This is a genomic window from Xanthobacter sp. DMC12 (assembly GCF_056314105.1).
Window position 1 is genome coordinate 194,283 of the sequence record NZ_JBQUYZ010000006.1, and the last position, 11,383, is coordinate 205,665.

Consider the following 11,383-nt stretch of genomic DNA (forward strand, 5'->3'; position numbering starts at 1 on the left):
ACCGCCGGAAAACCGGCGGCTTTGGAGGGAATGCCTTGGAACAGGTCAACTCGGTCCCTGCGGCCGGGCGGCGCGCGTGCGCCGGCCCGCATCCGGGAGAGAGGGCATGAGCGTCGCGCCCGCCTCCGCGGCAACGCCTGCGCCGGCCGCCGCGCACCTGGCGGTGGACGGCCTCGGCCTGTGGTTCGGCGGGCTGAAGGCGCTCACCGATGTGTCCTTCGCGGTGAAGCCCGGCTCCATCACGGCCCTTATCGGCCCCAACGGCGCCGGCAAGACCTCGCTCTTCAACTGCATTTCGGGCTTCTACCGTCCGCGCGCGGGCGCCATCCGGCTCGACGGCGCGGACATCACCCACACCCACCCGCCGCAGCGGGCGAAGGCGGGGCTGGCGCGCACCTTCCAGAACATCGCGCTCTTCAAGGGCATGACCGTGCTCGACAACATCAAGCTCGGCCGGCACGCCCACATGAAGACCAACCTCTTGCAGGCGCTCACCTATTGGGGCGCGGCCCGGGCCGAGGAGATGGAGCTGCGCGCCGAGGTGGAGCGGCAGATCATCGATTTCCTGGAGATCGACCACATCCGCAACAAGCCGGTCGCCTCTCTCTCCTACGGCCTCCAGAAGCGCGTGGAACTCGCCCGCGCCCTCGCCATGCGCCCGCGCCTCCTGATGCTGGACGAGCCCGTCGCCGGCATGAACCGCGAAGAGACCGAGGACATGGCCCGCTTCATCCTCGACGTGAAGGAAGAGTGGGGCATCTCCATCCTTATGGTGGAGCACGACATGGGGATGGTGATGGACATCTCCGACCATGTGGTGGTGCTGAATTTCGGCAAGGTCATCGCGCAGGGCCTGCCGGCGCAGGTGCAGTCCAATCCCGAGGTCGCCGCCGCCTATCTCGGTTCGGGCGATCCCGCCGAGCTGATGCGCCGCCTCTCGGGCGTGGGGGAGGCGGCCTGATGGATTGGCTCTTCTTCGCCGAGGTGACGCTGGCGGGGCTCGGCTCCGGCGCATTGTTGTCCCTTACGGCTCTGTCCTTCGTGCTCATCTACAAGGCGACGCGCGTCATCAATCTCGCGGTGGGCGAAATCTTGATGCTGGGGGGATATCTCTTCTTCGCCTTCGTCACCGCCTTCGGCCTCGCCACATGGCTCGCCATTCCGCTCGCCATTGCCGGCGGCGCGCTGTTCGGCTTCGTGGTGGAGCGCACGCTCATCCGGCCCATGCTCGGGGAGAGCTCCATTTCGGTGCTGATGCTCACGGTGGGGCTCGGCTCCGTGCTCATCGGTGCCACGGAGCTGATCTGGAACACCGATCCGCGGGCGCTGCCGGACTTCATGGGGCAGGCGCCGGTGTTCATCGGCGAGGCCTATGTCTCGCGCAAAATCGCCATTGGCTTCGTGGTGTCGGCGCTGGTCATCGCCCTGTTCCTGCTGCTGTTCCGCTTCTGGCGCGGCGGCGTCGCCCTGCGCGCCACGGCCACCGACCAGGCGGCAGCCTATTCCTGCGGCATCAACGTGCCGGCGGTGTTCTCGCTGGCCTGGATGGTGGCCTGCGCCACCGCCGCCGGGGCGGGGCTGCTGGTGGGCGCCATCGGCGGCATCTCGCCCACCATGGGCGTGTTCGGCCTCTCGGCCCTGGTGGTGGTCATCATCGGCGGGCTGGATAGCGTGCTCGGCGCGCTCGTCGGCGGCATCCTCATCGGCCTGGTGGAGGCCTGGGCCGGCACCTTCCTCGGCGGCGAGTACAAGCTCGTCACCACCTTCTCCATCCTCATCGCGGCGCTGATGATCCGGCCCTACGGCCTGTTCGGCACCGTGGAGATCGAGCGGCTCTGATGCGCATCGCAACCGCCAAGGAAACCTACATCGCCGACGAGGGCCTGCTCGTCACAGCGACGCAGCGGGCGTGGATGGGCGTGCTCCTCGCGATGCTCGTGCTCGCGCCCTTCGTGCTCAACCAATACTGGCTTTATCTGGCCTGTCTTGTCGCAATCAACGTGGCGAGCGCGACGGGGCTCAATATTCTCACCGGCTTTACGGGCCTCGTCAGCCTCGGGCAGGCGGCCTTCATGGCGGTGGGGGCCTATACGGTTGCCTTCTTCGAGGGGCAGGTGGGCACGCCGTTCCTTCTCAACATCCTCGCGGCCGGTTTCGTCGCGGCCTTCGTGGGCGTGCTGGTGGGCATTCCGAGCCTCAGGGTGAAGGGGCTCTATCTTGCCATCGCCACCATCGCGGCGTCGGTGATCCTGCATTTCGTCTTCACCCATTGGGTATCGGTGACGGGCGGCGTGCGCGGCATCAATGTCGCGCCGGCGCGGCTGTTCGGGCTGGAACTGGCGAGCCCGTTCGCGCTCTACTTCGTCATCGTGCCCATCACCTGCCTGATGGTGCTGGGCGCCGCGAACCTGTTCCGCACCCGCATCGGCCGCGCCTTCATCGCCATCCGCGACCGGGACATCTCGGCCGAAGTGCTGGGCATTCCGCTGCTGCGCTACAAGCTCATGAGCTTCGCCCTCTCGTCTTTTTATGCGGGCGTGGCGGGCGGCATGTGGGCCTATTTCTTCCGCGTGGTGACGCCGGAAAGCTTCCCCTTCGCCACCTCCATCTTCTTCCTCGCGGCGGTCATCGTGGGCGGGCTCGGCACCATCATCGGCTCGGTGCTGGGCGCAGCCTTCATGACGCTGGTGCCGGAGCTGCTGAAGTACGTGGTGGACTGGCTTGCCCCCATCTTCCCCAATGCCGGCGCGGCGCTCTCGCCCGTGCGCACCATCGTGTTCGGCGCGCTCATCATCCTGTTTCTCGTCTTCGAGCCGCATGGGCTGGCGGAAATGGTGCGCCGTGCGCGCCGTTTCTTCCATCTGTGGCCATTCCGGACGTAACGCCAGAAAAGACCAAGTAAAAAGATCCAAGGGAGAAAACGCCAATGACCAGTCTCAACAGACGCCAGATCATGGGCCTCGCCGCCGGCGCCGGCCTCGCCTCGGCCTTCCCCGGCTTCACCGCCTATGCGCAGGAGAAGGAGATCGTCATCGGCGGCTCCATCCCGCTCACGGGCGTGTTCGCCTTCGCCGGCGTGGCCATCGAGGCGGGCATGTCGGACTATGTGAAGCTCACCAACGAGGCGGGCGGCATTGCCGGGCGCAAGCTGCGCCTCGCCTATGAGGACACCGCCTACAAGGTGGATACGTCCGTTGCGGTGTTCAACAAGCTCACCACCCAGAACGACATCCATCTCTACTATGGCGACTCGACCGGCTTCGCCAAGACCATCAACGAGGAGCTGAACCGCCGCGGCAGCATCCTCATGGCCGGCGCCTCCTTCGGCAGCGAGCTGAACGACCCCGTGAAGTATCCGTTCCAGTTCATGGCCGGGCCGGACTATGTCGAAATGTTCGCCATCCTGCTCGAATACATCGCCAAGGCGCAGCCGGGCGCGAAGCTCGTCTTCGTGAATTCGGACACCGAGTTCGGCCGCGACCCCATCGAGGCGAGCGTGAAGCGGGCGAAGGCCATGGGGCTTGACGTGGTGGCGCAGATCGTCACCCCCCCGACCGCTGTGGACGTCTCCACCGAGGTGCTGAAGCTGCGCCGCGCCAACCCAGACTTCACCATCTTCCACGGCTATGTTCTGGCGCCGCTGCCCGAATTCATGTCCCAGGCCAAGCAACTGGGGCTCAAGACCAAGTTCATGGGCACCTTTTGGTCCATGGACAACTCGCTCTGGGCGAATGTGGGTGCGCCGGCGGACGGCTTCATGGGCGTGATGCCCTACCGTTATTATTACGATACGGCCCCCGATGCGCCGATCCTTGAAAAGATCCGCAAGCTGCGCCCCACCTATCAGGCGACGGGCTACATGCAGGGTTTCCTCACCGCCATGCTCATGGGCGAAGCGGCCAAGCGCACGCTCGCGGCCGGGCAGGAACTGAACGGCAAGACGCTGAAGGCCGCGCTCAATTCCATCAAGGATTTCGACACCGGCGGCATCATCGGCGTGCCGATCTCGGTGCCGGGAAATTCCGTGCCGGTGGGCCGCATCTACCAGTTCAACGCCGCCGACAAGCAGATGAAGCCGGCGTCCGATTGGATCAGCCTGAAGAAGTGATGCCGATGACCGCTCTGCTCATCTTTCCTCCCGCCGTCGCCCTCCGGCTTGACCGGAGGGCTCATCGGGCCTCCGGGTGCTGGCGCGGGGCGGCGGCATGGATGCTCCGGTCGCGCCGGAGCATGACGGCGGTGGGCGGGGGGAACAATGACTGAGACTCCAGGCGCCCCCATCCTCGACATCTCCAACATCGAGGTCGTCTACAACAAGACGATCCAGGTGCTGCGCGGCCTGTCGCTGAAGGTGGAGGCCGGGAAGGTGGTGGCGCTGCTGGGCTCCAACGGAGCCGGCAAATCCACCACCCTCAAGGCGGTTTCCAACCTGCTGGCGCTGGAGGATGGCGACGTCACCTCCGGCGCCATCACCTTCGACGGGGCGGCGAGCGGAGCCGAGAAGCCGCACGAGCTTGTGCGGCGCGGCCTGTTCCACGTGATGGAGGGGCGGCGCATCTTCGAGGATCTCACGGTGGAGGAGAACCTCGTCGCCGCCACTTACGCCCTCACCGGGCGGGCGGCGAAGCCCTCCTCCTTCGATGCGGTCTACGAGTATTTCCCCCGCCTCCACGAGCGACGCACCGGCCGCGCGGGCTATCTCTCCGGCGGCGAGCAGCAGATGCTGGCCATCGGCCGCGCGCTGGTGGCGGAGCCGAAGCTGATCCTGCTGGATGAGCCGTCCCTCGGCCTCTCGCCGAAGCTGGTGGAGGAGATCTTCACCATCATCGCCCGCATCAATCGCGAGCGCAGCGTCTCCATGCTGCTGGTGGAGCAGAATGCGGCGGTGGCGCTCGCCGTCTCGCACTACGGCTACATCATGGAGACCGGCAAGATCGTGCTGGACGGCCCCACCGAGCGGCTGATGGCGGACCAGGACGTGCGCGAATTCTACCTCGGCATGGCCGGGGAGGCGGGGGCGAAAAGCTACCGCGACATCAAGCACTACAAGCGCCGCAAGCGCTGGCTTTCGTGAGCGCGCGACCATGACCGCACTTGGCTTTCCCGACCTCAGCCTGCCGCAGATGCTGCGTCTCAATGCGCAGCGCATCGGCGAGCGCACCGCCATCCGCCAGAAGGATTTCGGCATCTGGAATCCGGTGTCGTGGCAGGCCTATTTCGAGCGCGCGGCCCTCGCTGGCCATGGCCTGCGCGCCCTCGGCCTGCCCGAGGGCGGGCATGTGGCGGTGCTCTCGGAAAACCGCATCGAATGGGTGCTCACCCAGCTCGGCGCCGGCCTCCTCGGGGCGGTGACGGTGGGTGTCTATCCCACCAGCCCAGCCAATGAGGTGGCCTACGTGCTCGGCCACGCGGAGGCGGAGATTGTCGTCTGCGAGGACCAGGAGCAGGTGGACAAGGTTCTGGAGCGGCGGGCCGAACTGCCGAAGCTCCGGCGCATCGTGGTGGTGGAGAAGAAGGGCCTGCGCACCTATACGGGCGGCGAGGTGATCGCCTTCGACACGATGATCGAGATGGGTGCCGCCCACCGCGCCGCGCACCCCGGCCTGATCGACGCCGCGCTGGCGCGCCAGTCGCTCGCCGACGTGGCGCTGATGATCTACACATCCGGCTCCACCGGAAAGCCCAAGGGCGCGATGCTCACCTATCGCAACCTGCGCGCCGAGGCGATCGCGCTCACGGAGCGGCTGGGGCTCGACGAGACCACCACCCACGTCTCCTATCTGCCGCTCTGCCATGTGGCCGAGCAGATGCTCACCACCATGGCGCCCATCTATCTGGGCTCGCAGGTGAATTTCGGCGAGAGCATCCGCACCATCCAGGAGGACCTGCGGGAGGTCGCCCCCTCCATGTTCCTCGGCGTGCCGCGCATCTGGGAGAAGCTGGCGGCCTCCATCACCATCAAGATGATGGAGGCGGGCGGCCTGCGCCGCGCGCTCTACGAGCGCCTGCTGAAGGCCTGCGAGCCGTTCGCCGAAAAGCATCCGTCGCGGCGCTCGCTGAAGGAGCGGGTGATTTTCGTCGTGGCCTACCTGCTCTACTTCCGCGCTCTTCAGAACTTCATCGGCCTCAGGCGCGCCAAGGTGGCGATGACCGGCGCGGCGCCGATCTCGCCCAATATCGTGCGCTTCTTCCGCACGCTCGGTGTGCCTCTTGTGGAAGTCTATGGCGCCACCGAGACCACCGGCATGTGCACCGGCCAGCGCCTCACCGATCTCCGCCCCGGCTGCGTCGGTCCGGCGGCGGAGGGCGTGGAGGTGAAGCTCGGCCCGCACAACGAACTGCTGGTGAAAGGCGACCTCGTCTTCGCCGGCTACTACCGCAACGAGGAGGCGACGACGGCGGCGCTCCGCGATGGCTGGCTCCACACGGGCGACGTGGTGGAAATGGTGGGCGATCAGGTGAAGATCGTGGATCGCCTGAAGGACATCATGATTACAGCCGGCGGCAAGAATTTGAGCCCGTCGGAGATCGAGAATGTCGCGAAGTCCAGCGTCTTCATCAAGGAATGCATCGTCATCGGCGAGGCGCGCAAATATGTCTCCGCCCTCATCCAGATCGATTTCGAGACGGTGGGCAAATGGGCAGAAGAGAAGGCGATTTCCTACACCAACTTCCGCAATCTCGTGGAGAACCCGCAGGTTCGCGCGCTGATCGAGGGCGAGATCGCCAAGGCCAATGGGGAGCTTGCCCAAGTCTCCCACATCCGCCGCTTCCACCTCCTCACCAAGGAGCTGGACCACGACGATGACGAGGTGACGGCGACCATGAAGATCCGCCGTTCCAACATCCAGAAGAAATACGCCACCGAGATCGAAGGCCTCTACGCCTGACCTTCGGGGCTGCAAGGATTCTCCATGCCGGACGCCTACATCTTCGACCATGTGCGTACCCCGCGCGGCCGCGGCAAGCCGGATGGCGCGCTGCATGCGGCAACGCCCGTGCACCTCGCCGCCACCGTGCTGTCCGCGCTGCGCGACCGCAGCCAACTGGACACGGCGCAGGTGAGCGACATCGTGATGGGCGTCGTCATGCCCATCGGCGAGCAGGGCCAATGCCTGCCGCGCATCGCCGCCCTGCGCGCGGGCTATGACGAGGAGGTGGCGGGCGTTCAGATCAACCGCTTCTGCGGCTCCGGGCTGGAGGCGGTGAACATGGCCTCCGCCAAGGTGATGGCGGGGCAGGCGGACATGGTGATCGGCGGCGGCTGCGAGAGCATGTCGCGCATTCCCATCCTCTCCGACGGCGGGGCGTGGAGCCAGGATCCGGACGTGGCCTTCGCCACCCGCTTCGTGCCGCAGGGCATCAGCGCCGACCTCATTGCGACGAAATGGGGCTATGACCGCACCGCCGTGGATGCCTTTGCCGTCGAGAGCCATCACCGGGCCGCGCGGGCGTGGGCGGAAGGCCGCTTCGCCCGCTCCATCGTGCCCGTCACCGACGCCATCGGAGAGGTGATGCTGGACCGCGACGAGGCGGTGCGGGTCAATTCCAGCGTGGAGGATCTCGCCCGCCTCAAGCCCGCCTTCGCCGCCATGGGAGCGGACCCCGGCTTCGATGCCATCGCGCGCCTGCGCTATCCGGAGGTCGGTGAGATCGCCCATGTCCATCACGCCGGCAATTCCTCCGGCATCGTGGATGGCGCGGCCGCCGTGCTCATCGGCACGCGGGAGGCCGGCGAGGCGGCGGGCCTGAGGCCGCGCGCGCGCATCCGCGCCTTCGCGGAGATCGGCTCGGAACCCACCATCATGCTTACCGCTCCCTCCTTCGCCGCCGAGAAGGCGCTGAAGCGCGCGGGGATGCGGGTTGCGGACATCGACCTCTTCGAGATCAACGAGGCGTTCGCCGCCGTCGCACTGCGCTTCACCGACGCCTTGGGCCTCGACCCCGCGCAGGTGAACGTGAACGGCGGCGCCATCGCCATGGGCCACCCGCTCGGTGCCACCGGAGCCATGATCCTCGGCACCGTGCTGGACGAGCTGGAGCGCACGGGCAAGGCGACGGCGCTCGCCACCTTGTGCATCGGCGCCGGCATGGGCGTCGCCACCATCATCGAACGGGTCTGAGCCATGCTGCGCACCGAGATCGACGGCGACGGCATCGCCATTCTCATCCTCGACCAGCCCGGCCGGTCGGTGAACACGCTCGGCTGGGGGCTGGTGGATGCGCTGGAGGTCGAGGTGGAACGGCTGGCGGCGGATGGCGCTGTCTCCGGCGTCATCGTCACCTCTGGAAAGTCCTCCTTCCTCGCCGGGGCGGACCTTTCGATCATGAGCGGCCTTGCCGGGCCGGACGTGACATTGCCGGAAGCGGCGCGGCGCATCGGCCGCATGGGCGCGCTGTTCCGACGGCTGGAGACGTGCGGCAAGCCGGTGGTCGCCGCCGCGCCGGGCACGGCGCTGGGCGCAGGGCTGGAACTGATGCTCGCCTGCCATCACCGTCTCGCGGCCGACAATCCGAAGGGCCTTTTCGGCCTGCCGGAGGTGACGCTCGGCATCCTGCCCGGCGCGGGCGGCACCCAGCGCGTGCTGCGCCGTCTCGGCATGGCCGCTGCCTTGCCCATCCTGCTGGAGGGGCGCGCCATGACTGCCGCCGAGGCGCAGGCGGCGGGGCTGATCGATGCGATCGTCGCGCCGGACGATCTCATCCCCGCAGCGAAGGCGGCCCTGCGCGAGGGCCGGGTGAGCGCCGTCGCGCCATGGGATGTGAAGGGCTTCCGCCTGCCGGGCCTCGCGCCCACCAGCACCGCCGCGGGAGACCTCTTTGCCCTCTGGAATGCCCGCGTGCTGGCGCGGACCAAGGGAGAGGATCCCGCGCCGCGCGCCATCCTCTCCTGCGTGTTCGAGGGCGCACGCCTGCCCATGGACACGGCGCTGAAGGTGGAGCGCGATTATTGCGCCCGCCTCATCCAAAGCGCACAGGCGCAGGAGAAGATCGCCGCCTTCTTCGCCCGCCAGGCCGCGAAGGCGGCCGCCGTCTGAACGGCCTCAGGATCAAGGACACGCGGCCCCGCCGCACCAGAACAAGGACCACCCCATGCCGCTTCCCGCCGCCTTCGAGGGCCGCCTGAAAATCCCCGCCGTCGCCGCACCCATGTTCCTCACCTCCGGCCCGGATCTCGTGGTGGAGGTCTCGCGCTCGGGGCTCGTGGGCACCTTTCCGGCGCTGAACGCCCGCACCAGCGAGGGCTTCCGTGACTGGGTGCGCGAGATAAAGGCGCGCCTCGCGGAGACGCCGGATGCGGCGCCGTTCGGCGTCAACCTCATCGTCCACAAGTCCAATCCGCGGCTGGAAGCGGACCTCGCCATCTGCGTCGAGGAAAAGGTGCCGCTCATCATCACCTCGCTCGGTGCCGTGCCGGACCTCGTAAAGGCGGTGCATGCCTATGGCGGCGTCGTCTTCCACGATGTCATCAGCCGCCGCCATGCGGAGAAGGCGGCGGAAGCCGGCGTGGATGGCATCATCGCCGTGTCCGCCGGCGCGGGCGGCCATGCGGGGCAGCTCAGCCCGTTCGCCCTCGTCACCGAAATCCGGCAGGTGTTCGCCGGCACCATCTTGATGGCCGGCGCCATCAACACCGGCGCCCAGATCCTCGCCGCGCGCGCGGCGGGAGCGGACCTCGCCTACATGGGCACGCGCTTCATCGCCACGCGCGAGGCCATGGTGCCGCAGGAATTCAAGGACATGATCCTGTCCTCCTCGGCGGCGGACATCCTCTACACGCCCGCCATCAGCGGCGTGAACGCCAACTTCATGAAGCCCAGCATCCGCGCCGCCGGGCTCGACCCGGACAATCTCCAGGGCCACGCCAAGCTCGACATGTCCAACGAGGCGAAGGCGTGGAAGACCGTGTGGTCGGCCGGGCAGGGGGTGGGCGGCATCGCCGACCTGCCCGGCGCGGCGGAGCTGTGCGCGCGCCTCGGCGAGGAGTATCGCGCGGCGCTCAAGGCGCTTTGCTCCGATGCGTTCGCAGGGGCCTGACTGACCAAGCGGCTTGGTCCAGCGTCGCCCTCCGGCTCGACCGGAGGGCCCATGCGTGGGTGGGCCACGCGGCGGAAATAGGGCTCGGTTCGAGCCGGGCGCACGGCGGCCTGGCATGGACCTGCGCCCATGACGGCGCTACGGTCCGGCTCCCGCTTGCTGCCCCGATGCCCGCCTGATGCCCGTTTCCGGTACGCACCTCATCGATCCGCCCCACGCCGATCCTCCGCTGGGGCGCGTGACGAGCCTCGACGGCCTGCGTGGCTTCGCCTCCTGCACCGTCGCCATCTTCCATTTCTTCTACGCCTTCGTGCCCGGCCCCTTCCGCTCCTGGGGGCGCGAGGGGTTCTCGGTCTCCGACACGCCGCTGGCGGTGCTGTGGAACGGGCATTTCTCGGTCGCCGTCTTCTTCGCTCTGAGCGGCTTCGTGCTGGCTGCCTCGGCGCCGCGCACGCTGAAGGAAGCGCCGCTCTTGATCGGCTTGCGCTACTTCCGCCTCGCCCTGCCGGCGCTCGCCGGCTCGCTCATCGCCTGGTTCTGGATCGCCGGCTTTCCGGAGGCGGGGAAGGCGGCGCAGGCGCTCTCCGGCAGTTCCTGGTTCCGCTGGACCCACCAGCCGCCCATCCCGCCCTTATGGCAGGCGGCCTGGGAGGGGGCGGTTCAGGTGTTCGTGGAGACAGGCAAGCCGCTGTTCGACAATCCGCTGTGGACCATGCGCATCGAGCTGATGGGCTCGTTCCTCATCTATGGCGGCTATGCCCTTGTGCGTGGCCGGGCGCGCGTGCCGGCGCTGGTCGCGGGGCTCCTTGGCCTCGCCATCGCTGGTAACTTTTCGCTCGCCGCCTTCTGCGGTGGCGCGCTGGTGTTCGAGCTGCGCGGCTGGCTCCGGCCCATGCCGGTGGCGGGCACGCTGCTCGCGCTTCTCGGCCTCGTGCTCGGCGCCACCTATCCCGGCCATGCGGATGGGCCGGGCCTCGCCGATGCCGTCCTCTCCCGCCTCGGCGGCGCAGGATGGCGGGAGGCGGGGGCGCTCCTCGTCATCGTCGCCTTCCTCACCACGCCCTGGCTGCGCGACCTGTTCGAGCGGCCGGCGCTGCAGCATCTCGGCGCGCTCTCCTTCCCGCTCTATCTGGTGCATGTGCCGCTGATCGTGGGGCCGGCGGCCTGGGCCTTCGTGCATTTCGCGCCGCTCGGCGTGGGAGGGCTCGCGCTCCTGTTCGCGCTCACGGCGCTGGCGACCTTTGCGCTCGCCAGCCTGTTCCTCGCCGTGGTGGAGCGGCCGGTGCTCGATGGCCTGCACGCCGTACGCAAATGGGGGCGGGCGCGGCTCGCCGCGGGATAAAGG

General features: G+C 67.9%; 10 protein-coding genes. All 10 read left to right on the forward strand.

Annotation, left to right across the window (positions count from 1 at the left end; genetic code table 11):
* The first annotated feature begins 106 nt into the window (after nt 1-106).
* The 10 genes from ACT535_RS20935 to ACT535_RS20980 all read left to right on the forward strand — a co-directional run bounded on the left by ACT535_RS20935 (nt 107) and on the right by ACT535_RS20980 (nt 11,380).
* A complete protein-coding gene (locus ACT535_RS20935) occupies nt 107-961 on the forward strand; it encodes an ABC transporter ATP-binding protein (RefSeq protein WP_476365874.1) in 855 nt (284 codons plus the stop codon).
* Nucleotides 961-1,839: a branched-chain amino acid ABC transporter permease gene (locus ACT535_RS20940; RefSeq protein WP_476365875.1), complete on the forward strand. Its 879-nt coding sequence runs from the start codon at nt 961-963 to the stop codon at nt 1,837-1,839. The genes ACT535_RS20935 and ACT535_RS20940 overlap by 1 nt, the downstream gene beginning before the upstream one ends.
* The gene (locus tag ACT535_RS20945; RefSeq protein WP_168456453.1) at nt 1,839-2,882 is read left to right on the forward strand and encodes a branched-chain amino acid ABC transporter permease; all 1,044 of its coding nucleotides are present in this window, start codon (nt 1,839-1,841) and stop codon (nt 2,880-2,882) included. The genes ACT535_RS20940 and ACT535_RS20945 overlap by 1 nt, the downstream gene beginning before the upstream one ends.
* A gap of 44 nt (nt 2,883-2,926) precedes the next feature.
* The gene (locus ACT535_RS20950) at nt 2,927-4,108 is read left to right on the forward strand and encodes an ABC transporter substrate-binding protein (protein ID WP_476365876.1); all 1,182 of its coding nucleotides are present in this window, start codon (nt 2,927-2,929) and stop codon (nt 4,106-4,108) included.
* A gap of 147 nt (nt 4,109-4,255) precedes the next feature.
* Nucleotides 4,256-5,074 (forward strand): ABC transporter ATP-binding protein, encoded by an 819-nt coding sequence (locus tag ACT535_RS20955; protein WP_476365877.1) that lies wholly within the window; start codon nt 4,256-4,258, stop codon nt 5,072-5,074.
* Between the two features lie 10 nt (nt 5,075-5,084).
* A complete protein-coding gene (locus ACT535_RS20960) occupies nt 5,085-6,890 on the forward strand; it encodes an AMP-dependent synthetase/ligase (protein ID WP_476365878.1) in 1,806 nt (601 codons plus the stop codon).
* A 24-nt stretch (nt 6,891-6,914) separates the two neighbouring features.
* Nucleotides 6,915-8,123 (forward strand): acetyl-CoA C-acetyltransferase, encoded by a 1,209-nt coding sequence (locus ACT535_RS20965; RefSeq protein WP_476365879.1) that lies wholly within the window; start codon nt 6,915-6,917, stop codon nt 8,121-8,123.
* A 3-nt stretch (nt 8,124-8,126) separates the two neighbouring features.
* Complete coding sequence (locus tag ACT535_RS20970) at nt 8,127-9,038, forward strand: enoyl-CoA hydratase-related protein (RefSeq protein WP_476365880.1); 912 nt, start codon at nt 8,127-8,129, stop codon at nt 9,036-9,038.
* A gap of 55 nt (nt 9,039-9,093) precedes the next feature.
* A complete protein-coding gene (locus ACT535_RS20975) occupies nt 9,094-10,038 on the forward strand; it encodes an NAD(P)H-dependent flavin oxidoreductase (RefSeq protein ID WP_476365881.1) in 945 nt (314 codons plus the stop codon).
* Nucleotides 10,039-10,216: 178 nt separating this feature from the next.
* Nucleotides 10,217-11,380, forward strand: a complete 1,164-nt coding sequence (locus tag ACT535_RS20980) for an acyltransferase family protein (protein WP_476365882.1) — start codon at nt 10,217-10,219, stop codon at nt 11,378-11,380.
* The last annotated feature ends 3 nt before the right edge of the window (nt 11,381-11,383 follow it).

Bases quoted from the DNA above. Each gene is read 5' to 3' on its own strand.
- ACT535_RS20970 (WP_476365880.1), top strand. From the start codon at position 8,127: ATGCTGCGCACCGAGATCGACGGCGACGGCATCGCCATTCTCATCCTC.
- ACT535_RS20950 (WP_476365876.1), top strand. From the start codon at position 2,927: ATGACCAGTCTCAACAGACGCCAGATCATGGGCCTCGCCGCCGGCGCC.
- ACT535_RS20940 (WP_476365875.1), top strand. From the start codon at position 961: ATGGATTGGCTCTTCTTCGCCGAGGTGACGCTGGCGGGGCTCGGCTCC.
- ACT535_RS20980 (WP_476365882.1), top strand. From the start codon at position 10,217: ATGCCCGTTTCCGGTACGCACCTCATCGATCCGCCCCACGCCGATCCT.
- ACT535_RS20945 (WP_168456453.1), top strand. From the start codon at position 1,839: ATGCGCATCGCAACCGCCAAGGAAACCTACATCGCCGACGAGGGCCTG.
- ACT535_RS20955 (WP_476365877.1), top strand. From the start codon at position 4,256: ATGACTGAGACTCCAGGCGCCCCCATCCTCGACATCTCCAACATCGAG.
- ACT535_RS20935 (WP_476365874.1), top strand. From the start codon at position 107: ATGAGCGTCGCGCCCGCCTCCGCGGCAACGCCTGCGCCGGCCGCCGCG.
- ACT535_RS20965 (WP_476365879.1), top strand. From the start codon at position 6,915: ATGCCGGACGCCTACATCTTCGACCATGTGCGTACCCCGCGCGGCCGC.
- ACT535_RS20960 (WP_476365878.1), top strand. From the start codon at position 5,085: ATGACCGCACTTGGCTTTCCCGACCTCAGCCTGCCGCAGATGCTGCGT.
- ACT535_RS20975 (WP_476365881.1), top strand. From the start codon at position 9,094: ATGCCGCTTCCCGCCGCCTTCGAGGGCCGCCTGAAAATCCCCGCCGTC.